The sequence below is a fragment of the Thermomicrobiales bacterium genome (genome assembly GCA_037045155.1).
Classification (GTDB): domain Bacteria; phylum Chloroflexota; class Chloroflexia; order Thermomicrobiales; family CFX8; genus JAMLIA01.
On the sequence record JBAOIG010000005.1, the window covers coordinates 305,365 to 321,073 of the forward strand.

19 protein-coding genes and 2 tRNA genes are annotated in these 15,709 nt (G+C 64.4%); 12 read left to right on the forward strand and 9 right to left on the reverse strand.

Translation table 11 applies throughout. From position 1 onward, the window contains the following. Both V9F06_11590 and V9F06_11595 read right to left on the reverse strand, forming a co-directional pair. Entirely contained in the window at window positions 1–483 is a 483-nt protein-coding gene (locus V9F06_11590) for a GNAT family N-acetyltransferase (protein MEI2618245.1), read from the reverse strand. A gap of 2 nt (window positions 484–485) precedes the next feature. Next, window positions 486–1,250, reverse strand: a complete 765-nt coding sequence (locus V9F06_11595; protein ID MEI2618246.1) for a Nif3-like dinuclear metal center hexameric protein — start codon at window positions 1,248–1,250, stop codon at window positions 486–488. A gap of 122 nt (window positions 1,251–1,372) precedes the next feature. Between V9F06_11595 and V9F06_11600 the strand changes: the two genes are divergently transcribed. Beyond that, on the forward strand, window positions 1,373–2,293 hold the full coding sequence (locus V9F06_11600) for a PHP domain-containing protein (GenBank protein MEI2618247.1): 921 nt from the start codon (window positions 1,373–1,375) through the stop codon (window positions 2,291–2,293). A gap of 18 nt (window positions 2,294–2,311) precedes the next feature. Here the strand turns inward: V9F06_11600 and V9F06_11605 are convergent, their stop codons facing one another. Further along, window positions 2,312–2,908, reverse strand: a complete 597-nt coding sequence (locus V9F06_11605) for a GNAT family protein (GenBank protein ID MEI2618248.1) — start codon at window positions 2,906–2,908, stop codon at window positions 2,312–2,314. A gap of 80 nt (window positions 2,909–2,988) precedes the next feature. Here V9F06_11605 and V9F06_11610 point away from each other — a divergent pair. After that, window positions 2,989–3,061: transfer RNA gene (locus V9F06_11610), tRNA-Thr, on the forward strand. A 52-nt stretch (window positions 3,062–3,113) separates the two neighbouring features. On the opposite strand, the gene V9F06_11615 is transcribed toward V9F06_11610, so the two are convergent. Next, window positions 3,114–3,533, reverse strand: coding sequence for a hypothetical protein (locus V9F06_11615; GenBank protein MEI2618249.1), 420 nt, complete (start codon window positions 3,531–3,533; stop codon window positions 3,114–3,116). 147 nt (window positions 3,534–3,680) lie between these two features. Between V9F06_11615 and V9F06_11620 the strand changes: the two genes are divergently transcribed. The 4 genes from V9F06_11620 to V9F06_11635 all read left to right on the forward strand — a co-directional run bounded on the left by V9F06_11620 (window position 3,681) and on the right by V9F06_11635 (window position 7,487). Further along, a tRNA-Thr gene (locus tag V9F06_11620) sits at window positions 3,681–3,753 on the forward strand. A gap of 225 nt (window positions 3,754–3,978) precedes the next feature. After that, the gene (locus V9F06_11625) at window positions 3,979–5,727 is read left to right on the forward strand and encodes a hypothetical protein (GenBank protein MEI2618250.1); all 1,749 of its coding nucleotides are present in this window, start codon (window positions 3,979–3,981) and stop codon (window positions 5,725–5,727) included. Between the two features lie 92 nt (window positions 5,728–5,819). Then, window positions 5,820–6,521: a class II aldolase/adducin family protein gene (locus V9F06_11630; protein ID MEI2618251.1), complete on the forward strand. Its 702-nt coding sequence runs from the start codon at window positions 5,820–5,822 to the stop codon at window positions 6,519–6,521. A gap of 84 nt (window positions 6,522–6,605) precedes the next feature. Next, the gene (locus V9F06_11635; GenBank protein MEI2618252.1) at window positions 6,606–7,487 is read left to right on the forward strand and encodes a ribonuclease Z; all 882 of its coding nucleotides are present in this window, start codon (window positions 6,606–6,608) and stop codon (window positions 7,485–7,487) included. A gap of 61 nt (window positions 7,488–7,548) precedes the next feature. Here the strand turns inward: V9F06_11635 and V9F06_11640 are convergent, their stop codons facing one another. Further along, window positions 7,549–7,944 carry a response regulator gene (locus V9F06_11640; protein ID MEI2618253.1) on the reverse strand — a complete coding sequence of 132 codons (396 nt, stop codon included), beginning with the start codon at window positions 7,942–7,944 and terminating at the stop codon, window positions 7,549–7,551. Between the two features lie 572 nt (window positions 7,945–8,516). Between V9F06_11640 and V9F06_11645 the strand changes: the two genes are divergently transcribed. The 3 genes from V9F06_11645 to V9F06_11655 are packed head-to-tail and all read left to right on the forward strand — an operon-like array spanning window position 8,517 to window position 11,524. Beyond that, window positions 8,517–9,434 carry a universal stress protein gene (locus tag V9F06_11645; protein ID MEI2618254.1) on the forward strand — a complete coding sequence of 306 codons (918 nt, stop codon included), beginning with the start codon at window positions 8,517–8,519 and terminating at the stop codon, window positions 9,432–9,434. Between the two features lie 17 nt (window positions 9,435–9,451). Further along, window positions 9,452–10,576, forward strand: coding sequence for a Vms1/Ankzf1 family peptidyl-tRNA hydrolase (locus tag V9F06_11650; GenBank protein MEI2618255.1), 1,125 nt, complete (start codon window positions 9,452–9,454; stop codon window positions 10,574–10,576). Window positions 10,577–10,603: 27 nt separating this feature from the next. Then, a complete protein-coding gene (locus tag V9F06_11655; protein ID MEI2618256.1) occupies window positions 10,604–11,524 on the forward strand; it encodes a universal stress protein in 921 nt (306 codons plus the stop codon). A 116-nt stretch (window positions 11,525–11,640) separates the two neighbouring features. Here the strand turns inward: V9F06_11655 and V9F06_11660 are convergent, their stop codons facing one another. Continuing rightward, window positions 11,641–11,874: a hypothetical protein gene (locus V9F06_11660; GenBank protein ID MEI2618257.1), complete on the reverse strand. Its 234-nt coding sequence runs from the start codon at window positions 11,872–11,874 to the stop codon at window positions 11,641–11,643. Window positions 11,875–12,150: 276 nt separating this feature from the next. Here V9F06_11660 and V9F06_11665 point away from each other — a divergent pair, with 276 nt between their 5' ends. Next, window positions 12,151–12,666: a nitroreductase family deazaflavin-dependent oxidoreductase gene (locus tag V9F06_11665; protein ID MEI2618258.1), complete on the forward strand. Its 516-nt coding sequence runs from the start codon at window positions 12,151–12,153 to the stop codon at window positions 12,664–12,666. Here V9F06_11665 and V9F06_11670 read toward each other — a convergent pair. Then, the gene (locus V9F06_11670) at window positions 12,663–13,070 is read right to left on the reverse strand and encodes a TraR/DksA family transcriptional regulator (GenBank protein ID MEI2618259.1); all 408 of its coding nucleotides are present in this window, start codon (window positions 13,068–13,070) and stop codon (window positions 12,663–12,665) included. The two genes, V9F06_11665 and V9F06_11670, sit on opposite strands and share 4 nt — an antisense overlap. Window positions 13,071–13,367: 297 nt before the next feature. Between V9F06_11670 and V9F06_11675 the strand changes: the two genes are divergently transcribed. Together V9F06_11675 and V9F06_11680 are read left to right on the forward strand one after the other, a co-directional pair. Further along, complete coding sequence (locus V9F06_11675) at window positions 13,368–13,649, forward strand: hypothetical protein (GenBank protein ID MEI2618260.1); 282 nt, start codon at window positions 13,368–13,370, stop codon at window positions 13,647–13,649. Window positions 13,650–13,825: 176 nt separating this feature from the next. Next, window positions 13,826–14,125, forward strand: a complete 300-nt coding sequence (locus tag V9F06_11680; GenBank protein ID MEI2618261.1) for a hypothetical protein — start codon at window positions 13,826–13,828, stop codon at window positions 14,123–14,125. A 2-nt stretch (window positions 14,126–14,127) separates the two neighbouring features. Here V9F06_11680 and pdxT read toward each other — a convergent pair whose 3' ends face one another. Together pdxT and pdxS are read right to left on the reverse strand one after the other, a co-directional pair. Further along, window positions 14,128–14,769 carry a pyridoxal 5'-phosphate synthase glutaminase subunit PdxT gene (gene pdxT, locus V9F06_11685; GenBank protein ID MEI2618262.1) on the reverse strand — a complete coding sequence of 214 codons (642 nt, stop codon included), beginning with the start codon at window positions 14,767–14,769 and terminating at the stop codon, window positions 14,128–14,130. A 4-nt stretch (window positions 14,770–14,773) separates the two neighbouring features. Further along, window positions 14,774–15,655: a pyridoxal 5'-phosphate synthase lyase subunit PdxS gene (gene pdxS / locus V9F06_11690; GenBank protein MEI2618263.1), complete on the reverse strand. Its 882-nt coding sequence runs from the start codon at window positions 15,653–15,655 to the stop codon at window positions 14,774–14,776. Window positions 15,656–15,709: the final 54 nt, after the last annotated feature.

Sequence of the window (15,709 nt, forward strand, 5' to 3'; positions counted from 1 at the left end):
TCAATCCTGCCTCTCCGTTGTTGCTTGCTCGAGGTCAAGGCGCATGATCGCCTCCCCAGCGTCGATCTCTCCGGTCCGATGAAACCCGACACTCTCGTACAGACGCTCCGCAACCTTGTTGCCTTCGGTGACGCCGAGAATGATCTCGCGGCAGCCGTGCCGCTCGCGGATCAGTTCGACCGCTGCCACCACCGTGGCCCGACCAAATCCACGACCCTGCTGCCCGGCGCCAACCATCAGCCGCATGATCCAGTATCTACCCGTCTCCGGATCTCGGCTGTACATGACAAACCCGACCATCTCATCTCCGGCGTAGACGGCCAACGGCCAGGTGTCTGGGGTAACCGCCGCCTCGGCGAGCGAGAAGACGTTCGAAGCAACGAAACCTGCCTGCGTCGATGCAACCTGCAGCCGGATGCACTGGCGGAGGGTCTCGCGGGTCACCGCGCGCAACTCAACGCTCGGCGCTCGATCCGTCACCATCGCTAGATCGGGTTCGGGTCGGCGATGAAGCGTGCCTCGATCGCGAAATTATCGGCGAGCTCGCCGGCCAGCGCCTGAACGCCGAGCCGTTCGGTCGCCTCGTGGCCGGCCGCGACAACGACAATTCCCAACTCGCGCGCCTCGGCCATCGTGGTCTCGCGGATGTCGCCGGTGACCAGCGCCGCGCAACCAGCCGCGACGGCTTCGTCCAGCGCCGAGTAGCCCGAACCGGTCAGGAAGCCAACCCGAGCCAGCACCGACGGATTCCCGACCGCGCCGACCGCCAGCGGCTCCCGCTCGGTGACACGCGCCATCGTTTCCAGCAACTGGCCGACTGATTGCGGATCGGTTCGCGTTCCGACAACACCGAGTGGCTCACTGCCGACCACCGCGAAGCGACCGGCCGGCTCATAGCCAGCGGCGTGCGCAAGCAGGGCGCAATTTCCGATCTCCGGGTGGCCGTCCAGTGGAAGGTGGTAGGCGATCAGGCTGATATCGTTGGCCAGCAGCAGCCGTAGCCGCTCGGCGAAGGGTCCGTCGATCGGTCCGTTCCGGCTTCCCCACAGCAGCCCATGATGAACGAGGATCGCGTCGGCGCCCCAGTCGACTGCCTGAAGAAGGGTGAATTGCGAGGCGCTGACGGCGACAGCCAACCGGGAGATCTCCCGGCGGCCAGCCACTTGCAGTCCGTTGACGGCGACGTCAGAGAACGCCGATGCGCGCAGGCGCTCATCACTCCAGCGGATCAGGTCATCCCGTCGGGCCATTCACCGGCCTCCCTCCATCAGTCGATTACGTGCATATTGTGCCATCGAGCCACGAAAGGCCAGGGGGTATACTGATTCTCCAGGGTCACAACCCTGTCTCCGATGCCTCAGATTGGACGAGCATGCCCCCACGAATCACTCTCCGCCCGACCGACTCGATCGACCTTCACATGCATACCTGGGCGTCGGACGGTGGTTGGGACCCACCGGCACTGGCGCAGCATCTCGCGGACCGCGGCTTCCGGGTGATCGCCGTTGCCGACCACGACACGATGTACTCGGTTCCGGCAATGCAGCGCGAGGCTGTCGAGCGGGGGATGATCCTGATCCCGGCGGTCGAGGTGACGACACGCTGGAACGGCCGGCAGGTGCACGTGCTGATCTACGGCATCGACCTGGACTCGAGCCGCGCGGCAGCCTTTCGCGATCTGATGGCGCTCCAGCGCGAGCAATTGCGCGCGACCGCCCAGCGAGCGGCCGATCTGATCGAGCACCACGGACGACGCATACCAGCGCTGGCCGAGATGAGCCGCGGACTATCGTTGACGCCACATCACGTCTTCACAGCGATGATCCGCGCCGGACACGGTCACAACCTGTACCAGGCACACAACATCGTCCGCTCGCTCGGCGAGCCAGTCGTCGTGGACGTGCCAATCGGGGACACAATCGCCGCCGCTCACGAGGCCGGCGCGATTGCGATTGTCGCCCACCCGGGGCGCGACGAGGGCAACGGTATCCTGACGGCCGAATTGCTCGACCAGCTGCGGCAGGAAGCGCCGGTGGACGGGGTCGAAGCGCACTATCGCTCATACAAGGACGCGGATGTCCAGCGCTACCGCGACTGGGCAGATGAACGGCGCTTGCTGGTCAGCACCGGATCCGATTCTCACCGGCCGGCCTTCCCTGTCGACCCGATCGCCTTCGAGGCGCGATGGAGCGCGGCGTTGCTGGAACGGCTGGGGATCGAGGTGGAACCGTGGGACGGGCCGGCGTGGGAGCCCGCGACAGCGCCGGAGCCGGTCGCCGCGACAGCGGGGTAGCAAATCCGGCAGATCTCATCACCTCGTCTGCGGCGCGGGGCGAACGACCTCGTGGAGTGGGCCGGGGCCGATCTCACTGGCGAGCACATCCATGACCAGCACGTCCACCCGCTCCCGGCCAATGCGTTTGGCCTGGCGAAGCAGGCCGACCCGTTGGAAACCAGCGCGCTCGTACGCGCGGATGCCCCGCTCGTTGTGCGCGTAGACATCCAGCCGCAGGTGATGGAGACCGAGCGCATCGAATGCGTACGAGATCATCATCGCCGTCGTCTCCGTGCCAAAGCCGCGACCCCACGCATCCGGATCGCCGATCATGATCCCGAACTCGGCGGCGCCATCGAAGTGATTGACGCCGTTCAGCCCGGTCGTGCCAACCGGACGCATTGTTGCGAGATCGTAGACGGTGAAGTGGGGGTCGCTGCCGACGCTGGTCGCATCAACCCACGCGGTCTCGGCGGCGAGTGTCATCGGGGCCGGCGGGAGGGCAAGCGTGCGGGTGACGCGCAGATCATTGAGCCAACGCTGATACGTTTCAGACAGATCGCGCCGGATCGGCCCGAGCCCGACCAGCGAGCCACGAATGGTCAGGATAACCTCGGAGGCGGTGTCGTCCACGCACTGATCCTCTCATCTGGTTGGTGGGCCTGCAATGGATTCGGTATCATATACCGGCGCGACGGCAGCCTCGCGAGCATGCCCTTGTAGCTCAGTAGGCAGAGCACATTCTTGGTAAGAATGAGGTCTCGAGTTCGAATCTCGACAAGGGCTCAGGCAACCCGCTCCCCTCAGTGGGAGCGGGTTTTCGCATGTTGGCGCTCTGTTAGGACCAGGCTGGAGCGCGATGCAGAGCTGCGTCGAGAACCTCGGGGGCGCGGCGCATCGTGAGAGCGGCAGCGAGAGCATCCGGATCGAAGGGCCGGCCGTGCAGGGTGCAGCCACGCAACGTGAGATACATGCTGTGGGCATCGAGCATGGCGGCGTCGCTGAGGCAGACGGCGATGGGGACATCCATAAGGCTGGATTGTTCCCGCAGGCGATCGACGATGGCGACGAGGGAATGGGCCCGTGGTAGCGTCGCCTCGATGACAATAGCATCGACTTCGCCATCGAGCGCCAGCGACACTGCATCATCCAGGCCGCTCGGAGTAGCGATCCGCAGACCACGCGCGGTCAATTCGCGGGCAGCATGGTAGCGAAATGTCGAGTCGTCCGAGATCAGCAGGGTTCTTCTCCCGGTCATGGTTGTCCCTATCTCTGGCTCATGGCGACACGTAATGTCTGGCACACGTATTGCACGGACTGTGCCACGGTGTCACGTCGCGCCGTGGCGTTTGCGCCGGGCACTCTGCTATACTCACCGCCGGCGCGAGGCGCCGGAGTGTTGCGTGCCGACGTAGCTCAGCTGGCAGAGCAGCTGTTTCGTAAACAGCAGGTCCGGGGTTCGAATCCCCGCGTCGGCTCCCCCGAAACCCGCATACAGACGCTAAAACTACTGTCGGCCGATATGGCAGCCGAAGCCTTTTCGGTCCGCGCGACGATGCCGAGGTTGCGCACGGCTGACAGGCCGCCTCGCATCGTGACGCGGGCGCTTGCGCCGTGTGTCCTGGCGCGTGTGATACGATCACGAACCCGATGCGACAGTTCAGGGCGACGTGACTATCCCGCCCCGATCGAAAGGTTCGCCTGTGAGGCTGCTCTCAACACTCGTTGCCGCATTTGTCATCGCCGGATCGCTGCTTCTGGCGGTTCCGTCCGACCGGCCGGCCATCGCTGCCAACAACCGAGCGCCGGTGTACTTCGACACAACTGGCTTCTGGCTGCAGGGTTCGTTCCGCGAATACTGGGAGACACACGGCGGTCTGTTTATCTTCGGCTACCCGATCACCGGTGTGTTCATGGACAACGGGCTCTGGAAACAGTACTTCGAGCGCGCGATCTTCGAGTACCACCCGGAGCATGCTGGCACGCAGTACGAAGTGCTTCTCCAACGACTCGGCGCAATCCGCACAGAGGGGCGCGAGGGGGAAGCGGCGTTTCAGCGAATCCAGACTGATTCCGATGCCAATTGCACGTTCTACGACGCCACCGGCCACCGGCTGTGCTTCGGCTTCCGGTCGTACTGGGGGGACAACGGCGGGCTGCCAAACTTCGGCTACCCGCTCTCCGAAGAGTTCGACGAGCGTAACCAGCCGCCGCCGGCTGGCGACGGCCAGATCCATACAGTTCAGTATTTCGAGCGCGCCCGGTTTGAATATCACCCTGAGTATCAGGGGACAAAATACGAGACGCTACTCGGCCTGCTCGGCACTGAATATCTGCAAATCCACCCGGCGCCGGCCGATGCTGTAGCGCGTCAGAATCCCTCGACACCGCCGGCCGACCCGACCGCGCCTCCGACACAGGCGCAGTCGCTCCACGCAGTGCCGGGATTCAACGCTTTTCTCGCAGGAGACGGCAGCCCGGCGGCGATCGCGTTCAACCAGAAGACGATCGATATGGTCAAGGCCGCGGGCTTCGAGTGGGTTCATTTTCAGGTGTCATGGGCGCAGATCGAGCAGAACGGCGCAGGGATCTACGACCCGAGTAGCCTGGACAACATCACCAGCCAGACCAGCCGCAACGGGATCAAGCTGCTGGTCAGCGTCGTCGGGCCGACGCCAGGGTGGGCCGGCGGCTCGGTCAGCATCCCGTCCAACACCGCGCAGTTCCGCGACCTGATGCGTTTTCTTTCCGGTCGATACAAGGGAAAGGTTCAGGCGTGGGAGATCTGGAACGAACAGAATCTCGCGTCGAATAGTGGCGGGCGAGTCGATGTCGGTCCATACGTAGAGCTGCTGAAAGCCGCCCACGAAGGAGTCAAGGCCGGCGATAGCTCTGCGACGGTTCTCTTCGGCGCGCTGACCCCCAACGGCCTGGATCGACCCGACCTGGCGGTCGCCGACGATCTCTATCTCCAACGCGCGTACGAATACTCCAACGGCAAGCTCTCCGATTACTTTGACGCGCTTGGCGCTCACCCAGGCAGCAACGACAACTCACCGGATCAGTGGTGGCCGGGCAACCCTGGCACAGATGGCTGGGATAACGACAATTCGTTCTATTTTCGTCGGATCGAGGACCTGCGCGCGATCATGGTCCGCTGGGGTGACTCCGACAAGCAGATCTGGCTCACGGAGTTCGGCTGGACGACCGCCAACGACGCGCCAGGTTACGAATACGGAGCGGCCATCTCCGAGCAGCTTCAGGCGCAATATCTCGTGCGTGCTTTCGAGATCGGCCGCACGGAGTGGCCATGGGTCGGGCCGATGTTCGTCTGGAACCTGAACTACAGCATCATCACCAGTGCATCGGACGAGAAATACCCGTGGGCCGTGTTGCGCGGTGACTGGTCGCCGCGGCCAGCCTACGATGCGTTGAAGGCGATGCCGAAGTAGCCGGAGGTCTTTCGGCAGGGAGTTGCATCGCGAGGCGATCTGCTTCAGAATCGAGCTGCGCGGTTCGCGCATTCGCGAAGGGAGCGTCCGACATGTCATGGTCACCCGAGGTTCAGCCGTTCGCGGACAGGGTATGCGATAGCGCTCACAAGCTTGCCGCCGGGCATGCGGTGCTCTCGCACTCATTGCACGGCAACATCAGCATCCGGCTTCCCGAAGGGGATCGATTCCTGCTGACCGGCGGCGGGACGCTGGAGGAGCTGAAGCCATCGGATCTGGCGCTATTGACGCTGGATGGCGAGCTCCTTGGCGGCCATATCGAGCCAGCATCGAACGAGATCATCCAGATGCATGCTGCCGTCTATCGCCGCCGGCCGGATGTCAACGGCGTCGTCCATACGCACTCTCCATACGTCACTGCCTACGCGATCGCACACAAGCCGATCGAGCCGACCTACGAGGCAATGGTGCGCTTCGACATCAACGAGGCCGTGCCGGTCGCTGCCTATGGTCCGCGCGGCTCTGAGAGTTCCGTCACCAACATCGTCGATGTCGTCAGTGACTCGAACAAGGCTGTGTTGCTCGCTAATCACGGCCTGCTCGCCTTCGACACGACGCTGGAGAAGGCGACCCACCTCGTGTTCGTCCTCGAGGAGGCGGCTCAGTTCAGCCTGATGGCGAATGTCATCGGCGGACCGCAGCCACTCCCGATGGAGGCAATCCGCGCGGCGCAGCAGCGGCGCGACGAGTTCGAGCGCGCTGGCTCCCTCTCGGCTGCCCCCGACGACAAGTAGCGCTGTGTCCGGGCCTCGTCGTTTCCAGACAGCGACGGGGTCCGGCCTGCACGGCAGGAGGGTGTCAGTCTGATCGACGTCTGCCTGCTGGGGACCGGTGGAATGATGCCCCTGCCGGGGCGGCCCTTGTCAGCGTGTCTGATTCGCGTCAACGGCGAGACGATTCTCTGGGATTGCGGCGAGGGAACGCAGGTGAACTGGCGTGCCAGCGGCTGGGCGTTCCGGTCGACAAGCACAATCCTGCTGAGCCATCTTCACGCCGACCATGTCGCCGGACTCCCCGGCATCCTCTTCCAGATCGCCCACGCCGGCCGGACCGAGCCCGTCACAATCTACGGCCCCCCGAGAACGCATGATGTCGTCAGTCATCTGTTCAGCATCGTCGGACGACTGCCATTCGAGCTCGGCGTCGGCGAGCTGTCGGGCGGCGAGGAGATCGAGCTGGCCGGCGGGCTGCGCGCCACGACGCTTCACGTCCACCATCGTTCACACTGTCTGGCCTGGCGGATCGATCTCCCTCGCGCGCGGCGTTTCGACCCGCAGCGAGCGCGAGAGCTCGACGTGCCGATAGACCAGTGGAAGCGTCTTCAGGGTGGCGAGCCGGTGGGCGGGATCATGCCGTCGCAGGTTCTCGGCCCACCACGGCGTGGGCTGCGTGTCTCGCTGGTGACGGACACATCGGTGTTCGACGATCTGGCTGGTTTCGTTGCCGGCAGCGATCTACTGGTCTGCGAGGCGATGTACGCGCGTGACGAGGATGCCGAACGAGCTCAGGAGCGCGGCCACATGACCGCGCGCCAGGCCGGCCGGCTGGCGCATGACGGGGCGGTCCATCGGCTCTGGCTGACGCACTTCAGCCCGGCGGTTGAGAATGTGGCCGATGTTGAGATCGCAGCCCGGGCCGAATACCCCGGCGCCACCGTCGGCACGCCGGGGCTGACGCTGACGCTGCGCTACATCGACTGACTCGTGTCTGGCCCGCCGGTGAAGCTTCTTCGGATCCGCAGGCACGATGGCGCGCTTGGGGCTAGTCGGCGACTGGCCGTGGGCCACCGCGCATCGGGTCGGCGTGGAGCTGTGACACGATCGCGGCAAGGAGCATGTCGAGGTCGAAGGGCTTTGCGACGAGGCCATCGGCTGGGAGATCAATGGCGTGGATGCCAAGATTCGGGCCGGCGGAGATCGCAATAATCGGGATCATCTGCGTTGCCGGATCACCCTTGAGCTGGCGCGTCGCGGCCATGCCATCGAGCACGGGAAGCATGAGATCCATCAGGATAAGATCGGGGTGATCCATCCTCGCCGCCAGGACACCTGCTTCACCATCCCCGGCAGCCTGGACGTCGTAGCCCTCATCCGCGAGCAGCTCCAGGAGCAAGCTCTGGATAGCCGGGTCATCCTCGATCAACAGGATACGTTGCACCGGTCCCCCAATAAATCGCGCAGCCACGAGCATGGACGCAAGTTGCGTACCAGATATTCCCGCGCTCAGATCGTGGAGTCGGCGTTGATTACGTAATTTTCACGATGCGCACAGTGACAGATCCTGAGACGATCGTGCTGAGGAACTAGCACGGGGCAAGGGAGGGCGCGATGTTAAGTCACGAACACGCCAACGGATTCTGTCCACACCTGACTACGCCGCTCTATTGCATCTGTCGGGAGCAGGGCTATGACCCTGTGCTCGGCTGCGCGGTGTCAGTTCGCGGCTGTGTTCGCTCCGCATCGGATCATGACGATCCTGTCACCGAATCCTCCGGCCAAACAGTGCTGTCTATCATGAACGATCTGGCCGACGAGTAGCATCTCAACCTTCTGGAGGACTCTCACACCGAATCAGCCCTGTCGTCGCCCAGTGATCCGTCGCTTCCATCAAGTTGCCACGGAGTTGTAACGCGGGACTTGTGGAAACGATCGATACTGTTATGAGCGGGAGCGTAGGCTGGGTGTAGCCGGTGCCCTGGCGCCGCGCGCGCGTATCGACAGGAGTAGAAGATGAAACGAATTCTGATCCCTCTCGATGGTTCGACACTGGCCGAGGCAGCCCTCCCCTTTGGCGCGTCGATTGCTCGAGCGACCGGCGCGACGATTGAGGTCGTCCATATTATCGAAGCGCCCGCGCTGATCGACCTGCCAACGTCGCAGCTGATCCCGGACCCGACCCGCGTCCACGCGTACCTGCACGACACCGCCGAGCGCGTCATTCCAGGTGTGGCGGTGGAGAGCTGGGTGCGAGCCGGAGATGCGGTGGACGAGCTGATCAGCCATGCCGCCGAACAGCCTGAGTCCATGATCGTCATGGCGACACGTGGGCGCGGCGGGCTTGGCCGGTTGGTTCTCGGCAGCGTTGCCGACAAGGTCGTGCGACTCTCGACGACGCCGGTCGGGCTCGTCCGCCCGGTGGAAGGCGAAGCTGTGGGCGCTGCCGACATCCGCTCGATTGCGGTCGCGCTCGATGGATCGGAGACAGCCGAGCAAGGGTTGGCGATCGCTGTCGATTTTGCGAAGACGGCCGGCGCGGCACTCCACCTGATCGAGGTGGTCGAACCGGTCTGGGCATCCCCCTACATCGCCGCTAGCCCGGATATGCTCGCGGTAAACGTGAACCAGCTCACCGAGCTCCAGATGCTTGCTGAGGACGATGCTCGAACGTATCTCGGGGCGACAGCCGAACGACTTCGCGCCGAAACACCTGGCATGTCGGTGGACTGGGCAATGCGCGTCGGCAGGGCAGCCGAAGAGATCGACCGAGTCGCGGTCGAGGCAAACGCGGATCTGATTGTGGTCACAAGTCACGGGCGGAGCGGGATCCGCAGGTTTGTGCTCGGAAGCGTCACGACCGGGCTCACCCAGATCGCGTCCAGACCGCTCATCATCGTGCCTGCAACCACCGCGCAAGATGCGGATGAATAGAAAGCTGGCGGAGGACAATGACAGCGACGATGTCGCGGCATGCGCTTGCTTCGGTCGATGCTGGCGATGACATGGTTCTCTCGGCGCAGCTCGACCTCTCTGGAGATCGGCAGATCGAACGCTCCTACCGCGTCGCCTTCGACGACATGGCTCGGCGATATCGCGCTGCGCTGGCCCGGGCAGCATGGCCCGCATTCGATCGCGAAGTCGATCGCGTTCGCGAGTATCTGGCGGCACTGATGCCGGCCGGCGCCGGGCTGGTCATCCACTCGTGCGAACCGTTGGGATTGTGGCATGTCGTCGCGGTTCCAACGCCCATCCCCAACGAGATTGCGCTCGGCAGGTTCGCTCGCGTTCGTTCGCTCCTGGATTTCGTTGACGAGCACGAGCCGAGCGCGGTCGCGCTCGTCGACAGCGAGGAGGCGCGCGTCTTCCTTCTCGAACGCGGGCAGGTGGTCGACTCCTGGGATCTCCTCAGCCTTGTCCCTGGCCGGCATAAGCAGGGCGGCTGGTCGCAGGCGAACTACCAGCGGCATCACGACAACGTCGTTGATGTCCATCTGCGGACGGTGTGCGACCAGCTCGTCGAGCTGGGCCAACGCCAGCCGTACCGACGACTGATCATCGGAGGGCCGGTCGAGCCGGTCTCCCGATTGCAGGAGCTTCTCCCACGAACGCTGCGGGAGCGTCTGGCCGGCACATTCGAGGCCGAGATGTTTGCGTCCAATTCGGAGACACTGGATCGCGCATCCGCGGTTCTTAAGGCAGCGGAGCGCGAATCCGAAGAGCGTGTCGTCGCGCAGCTTCGCGAGGGTGCCCACGACGGAGGGGCAGCCGTGCTCGGCTTCACCCCGACACTCGCAGCGGTTGCGGCGCGGCAGGCGCGGACTCTCGTTGTCGCCAGCGCCACCAGTCAGCAGGGGGCGTCCTGTCCATCGTGCGGGGGACTATTCGTCGGGGCGCTGTCCATCTGCCCGGCGTGTGGGAATGTGGTCGAGACGGTCGGCGATGTCGTCGACGAGGCAATGCGCCGCACGATCGTGTCCGGTGGCGATGTTGAGGTCACTCACGGAGTGGCAGCCGCCGAGCTGCTGGCCATCGGGGCTGGAATCGGCGCGCTGTTGCGCTATGCGGCCGGCTGATCGGCGGTTGAGACTGAGGAGGTTCGAATGCGAACGGTCGTCGTTCCTCTCACCGATCCCTCGCAGGATCCGGATCGAATTGCTGAATGTGCGTTGCCATTCGCCCGCGAGCTGGCGGCCCGCAATCACGTTCGTGTCGTCCTCGTCAGCGTCATCGAGCTGCCGGCCGAAATCGGCCCGCTCTCCGGCTCGCTCGGGGTTGTGTTCTCAAAGGGCCTGGAGAAGTGGACCACTGACACTCGGGAGTATCTGGACGCTATCGCCCGCACGTTCGACACGCCGGACGTGCGAACAGTCGTCCTCCATGGCGAGGTTGGGCCGCAGCTTCTCATGCTACTCGACGAGGTTCGCGACCCCGTGGTCGTCATGGGGTCGCATTGCCGGCGCGGACCGCGCCGCGCCCTCGTCGGGAGTGTTACGTTCCATCTGATCCACGCAGCCCGCTGTCCGTTCTTGATCGTGCCGCCGGAGTTTCGCCGCCTGCATGACCCAGCGCCAATCGGGATGCACCGTGTGCTCGTGCCACTCGATGGCGCTGGCTCCGGCGACGAGACACTGAGCGTGTTGCACGATGTCCTCGGGGATGGGTTGCGGGTGCAGCTTCTCCGAGTTCTGGAGTCAAGCGACAGTGCCTGGTACTACACCGAGATAGAACGCGAAACGCTCCGAAAGAAGGCGGAAGCCACGCTCTCTGGCATCGCCCAGCGGTTACGCGAGGCAGGCAACGACGCCAGCACCGCCATCGTAGAGGGCAAGGCCGATGAAGAGATCGTCCGCGTCGCGGATGACTTCGGCGCGGAGTTGCTGGCGATGCCCACCCACGGCAGAGCCGGTCTGAGTCGCCTCATATTCGGGTCGGTCGCCGAGCGTCTGGCCAACATGGGGCACCGACCACTGCTGCTGATTCCCGCAGCCTACTCCAGCAACTCCAACGACGAGGCTGACTGACGCAGTCCTCCGCGTTGAGCGGCTGCGTCGGAACCCGTCGGGTCGCAGTGAGCGTGAACGTTGTGGGGTGGCCGGCCGGCCACCCCACTGAGTCCGATGTTGGCGAACGGTTCTCGTTAGCGAGGCGGATCGATATCCGGCGGCTCTTGCTGAATGTCGATCTCGCCCCGCTCAACCTCGCCCCGGCAGGCGTCACAGAGAATGAGCGGATCGGCCATCTGGCCTGGGGGGAACTCGGCCTGCTCGAAAAAGACTGCTTCGCCAGCGATCGGGGCTCCGCAGAGTTCGCAGAGCTGAACCGTCTTGCCAGTGATTTCACGGCGTCGTAACGCCAGATCCTCGTCAACCATGTCAGCCCTTCCTCTCGATCGTTCGGACGCGGTCGGGCGCGGCCACTTCGCAATCGGCCGGCGATCCCTCAACGGGCGCGTCCTGCGCGTCGGCGATCCACCTGTGACCGTGATCGCGCACGCTCATGGTGACCTCCTGACTCTCGTTCGGGTCTGCCTCCGGGCTCAAGTATCGGCCATACACCGTGAAACCGGCGCGGCATCCACGCGCGTTAGCGCGCCAAAAGCGTTACAGTCCTGGCGCTGGGGTCCATCCGCAGGATAAAGGAGGGTGTTATGGCCAACAGCGAACCCCGAATGAAGCGCGAACCAGCCGGGCGGATTCAGCGTCTCCTCCTGCGCGGTCCGGCGCTGACGTACTACGGGCCACTGGCCGAGCTGTTCCGCTGGCGCTGCATCATGCGAATGACGACGACCGGACGAAAGACAGGCCAGCCCCGAACAATCGGCGTCAGCTTCATGCCCGACGGCGATCGGTTCATCATCTTCTCTGGTTGGGGTGTCAACTCGAGCTGGTATCGGAACATCCGCGCCAATCCGCGCGTCACGATCAAGGTTGGCCGCCACACGATGAACGCGGAAGGGCGTCTCATCGCGGACCCCGCCGAGCGCGCGGCGCTGATGCGCCGGATGCGGGATCGCTCTGGCTCGTGCGGTCCGCCGAAGGCGCTACGACCGCTGCTGAGGGGATCGCGTCTGTTCGACTATGACGCCGAGATCAGGATGGCAATCGAGCAGGGCGGAGATCTCCCCGTGCTCGAAATCGTGCCGGACGACAAGACTGCGCGCTAGCGAGCCTCGTAATCGTGCCGCCGCTGGCAGGCGACGCACCGCGCCGCCTGGGGCAGGGCCTCCAACCGTCCGGGATCGAGCGGCATCCCGCACTCAACGCAGTACCCGTACGACCCATCGTGAATGCGGCGGAGCGCGTCGTCAATCCCGACAAGCTCGGCGCGGAGGTAGCGGATCTCGGAGACGTCAGTCTCGGCGGTCAGCAACTCGCCGGCCGCATCGGCCGGGTGATTGGCGACGGTTCCCTCGATGGCCTGGCTTGAGGTCGCTCCGAGGAGGTCGGCGCCAACCTCGGCAATCCGCCCCAGAATCTCCCGGCGCTGCTCCTCGAGCTGAATCCGCGCCGCATCAATCGCGATGGGTTGGCGTGGTGGGTGGTGGCGCATAATACCTTCCTCGTCCAATGGCTCTACTCCCCTTCAGTCTGGCTGGGAGTGGCCCTTCTCAGCGCTATTGTCCAGCGCTACGCATCGCGCTTGCGTTACAGAGCCACCCCGTACGTAGCAACTTCGTGACGATTCAGACCGCGCGGGTTACTCATGCGCGCCTGTATCGACACGCCGTAACCGCCGCGCCGGCGCAATTGTCACGGAGCTGACACTCCTGCCAGCCGAACGTCGCGCGATTGTGACGCGTCGCCGGGTACGGTGATACGGCGATTCATAGCGCGGCGAGTCATGTGGAGTCGGGAGGGTGGTGGAATGCGCTTTCGGGTTGTAGCAGTCCCGGCGAACTTCGTCCCGTATGACAGCTTCGTCGTCGAGGATCAGGATGGCCGGTGGTATCTCTTTGAACGCGGCCGGCTGGAGGTTCTCGCGATCGACGACGCGGCCCTGGTGCTGACTGTCTTCGAGCCGTCGTTGTCGCTCGGCTGGCACAGCGCAGACGAGCTGGTTCATCTGCTTGGCAAGGGTTCCGACAGTCGTCGGTATCGCTTCAGCTCCCCAACACGCACCCGAAGCGCGACCCCTGCCGCCGCCTGACCACCCTGCGGCCACGCCGATAGTCAGACTTGTCACACTCCTGAGGCACATCCACCCCGGACGTTGTGACTTCGACACGCTGTCGCTGCGACGATAGCAATGCCGGGGGCGGCTCGGCACGTTCATCATGACGGCGCCTGGGTTTGATGCGCCGGGACTGGAGGTGCGTGGTGGGAATGAATGTTCGATACCACGATTATGGAGAGACCGGATCGCGCCTTCGCGCGATCGTAGATCGGCGAGTAGATCTTCTGGCTCAGATCCTTGCGGGCGAGCCCGGCGAGAAGACGCTCTTCGTCGATTTGCACTACGATCTGCGCGACGACGCAATCCACGCACACCTGATACTCGATCTCGGCGCAGAGAGCTTGCGCGCGGATGCCCGCGCTCGAGACCGAGCAGTGGCGCTGACCTCGGCGTTCGCAACGCTGTGTCGGGCTGCCCGCGCCCGCGCCGGGCAGCCCGTCGCAGCGTGATGTCAGTGTGCGATCACCAGCCTGTCGCGGGCGAGCGCGGCGAACCATCCGTGCAGGCGTCCATCATCGGTCAGCTCCGGGTGGAACGACGTCCCCAGTAGCCGGCCATCTGAGACGGCGACGATGTTGCCCCGCCCATCGGTTGCCTCGGTTGTCACCGACGGCCCGACACGCGACACCACCGGCGCGCGGATAAACACTGCCCGCAGATCCGTGATCCCGAAGCGCGTCAGGGCGATGTCTTCCTCAAACGACGCCAGCTGTGATCCATAGGCATTGCGCTCGACGTCGATATCGAGCAGTCCGAGCAGCGGTTGATCGCGGCCAACCTCGCGGGCCAGCAGGATCATTCCGGCGCAGGTGCCCCAGATCGCGCCACCCCGGCCGGCGAACGACCGAATGGCGTCGTCGAGTCCATACTTCACCATCAGCTTGCCGATAACCGTGCTCTCGCCGCCGGGGATGATCAGCCCGGCCAGCCCGTCGAGATGCTCGGGCAACCTCACCTCTCGCGTTGGAACGCCCAGCCGGGCCAGAACGGCGAGATGCTCGACAAACGCGCCCTGGAGGGCGAGGACGCCGATTGCGCTCTCGCCCTCGACAGCAGGCGGCAGGGATGGGTTGACGCGATGCCGCCCGTTCATCGGCTTACCAGCCCCGGGTTGCGAGCAGCTCGTCGGCCGGCAGGGTGCTGACGTTGATCCCGACCATCGCCTCGCCGAGATTCTCGCTGACCTTCGCGATGCGGACCGGATCGTTGTAGTGTGTCACTGCTTCGACAATCGCCGCCGCTCGACGCTCCGGATTGCCCGACTTGAAGATGCCCGAGCCAACAAAGACCCCGTCGCAACCAAGCTGCATCATCAGCGCCGCATCGGCTGGGGTTGCGATTCCACCAGCCGCGAAATTCACGACGGGCAGCCGCCCCAGATCGGCGACCTCGCGAAGCAGCTCGAGTGGAGCGCCGAGCTCCTTGGCAAACGCAGGCAGCTCGTCGCGGGTCATTCCGGCTGCCCGGCGGATCTGGGACTGCATCGTGCGCATGTGCCGGACCGCCTCGACGACGTTGCCGGTGCCGGCCTCGCCCTTTGTTCGAATCATCGCTGCGCCCTCGCTGAGCCGCCGCAGCGCCTCGCCGAGGTCGCGCGCGCCACAGACGAACGGGATGCGAAACGCGCTCTTCTCGATATGGTGATCCTCGTCGGCGGGCGTCAGGACTTCCGACTCATCGATGTAGTCGATGTCACACGCCTCGATGATCTGTGCTTCGACGAAGTGGCCAATGCGCGCCTTGGCCATGACCGGAATTGTGACGGTTGCCTTGATCTGACGGATCAACGCCGGGTCGCTCATCCTGGCGACTCCGCCATCACGCCGGATGTCGGCCGGCACCCGTTCGAGCGCCATGACCGCGACCGCGCCAGCCTCTTCGGCGATCCTCGCCTGATCCGGAGTGACGACGTCCATGATGACGCCGCCCTTCAACATCTGAGCCAGACCGACTTTCGTTCGCCATGTGGACTGATCCATTGCCCAACCCTTCCTGAGCTTTTCGGCACACATAACCGCTAGTGCTCAGAATGT

What these genes read in the sequence shown, in the direction of transcription:
- V9F06_11590 (MEI2618245.1), bottom strand. Translation starts at nt 483, where the DNA reads ATGGTGACGGATCGAGCGCCGAGCGTTGAGTTGCGCGCGGTGACCCGC.
- V9F06_11595 (MEI2618246.1), bottom strand. Translation starts at nt 1,250, where the DNA reads ATGGCCCGACGGGATGACCTGATCCGCTGGAGTGATGAGCGCCTGCGC.
- V9F06_11600 (MEI2618247.1), top strand. Translation starts at nt 1,373, where the DNA reads ATGCCCCCACGAATCACTCTCCGCCCGACCGACTCGATCGACCTTCAC.
- V9F06_11615 (MEI2618249.1), bottom strand. Translation starts at nt 3,533, where the DNA reads ATGACCGGGAGAAGAACCCTGCTGATCTCGGACGACTCGACATTTCGC.
- V9F06_11630 (MEI2618251.1), top strand. Translation starts at nt 5,820, where the DNA reads ATGTCATGGTCACCCGAGGTTCAGCCGTTCGCGGACAGGGTATGCGAT.
- V9F06_11645 (MEI2618254.1), top strand. Translation starts at nt 8,517, where the DNA reads ATGAAACGAATTCTGATCCCTCTCGATGGTTCGACACTGGCCGAGGCA.
- V9F06_11650 (MEI2618255.1), top strand. Translation starts at nt 9,452, where the DNA reads ATGACAGCGACGATGTCGCGGCATGCGCTTGCTTCGGTCGATGCTGGC.
- V9F06_11655 (MEI2618256.1), top strand. Translation starts at nt 10,604, where the DNA reads ATGCGAACGGTCGTCGTTCCTCTCACCGATCCCTCGCAGGATCCGGAT.
- V9F06_11660 (MEI2618257.1), bottom strand. Translation starts at nt 11,874, where the DNA reads ATGGTTGACGAGGATCTGGCGTTACGACGCCGTGAAATCACTGGCAAG.
- V9F06_11665 (MEI2618258.1), top strand. Translation starts at nt 12,151, where the DNA reads ATGGCCAACAGCGAACCCCGAATGAAGCGCGAACCAGCCGGGCGGATT.
- V9F06_11675 (MEI2618260.1), top strand. Translation starts at nt 13,368, where the DNA reads ATGCGCTTTCGGGTTGTAGCAGTCCCGGCGAACTTCGTCCCGTATGAC.
- V9F06_11680 (MEI2618261.1), top strand. Translation starts at nt 13,826, where the DNA reads ATGAATGTTCGATACCACGATTATGGAGAGACCGGATCGCGCCTTCGC.
- pdxT (MEI2618262.1), bottom strand. Translation starts at nt 14,769, where the DNA reads ATGAACGGGCGGCATCGCGTCAACCCATCCCTGCCGCCTGCTGTCGAG.
- pdxS (MEI2618263.1), bottom strand. Translation starts at nt 15,655, where the DNA reads ATGGATCAGTCCACATGGCGAACGAAAGTCGGTCTGGCTCAGATGTTG.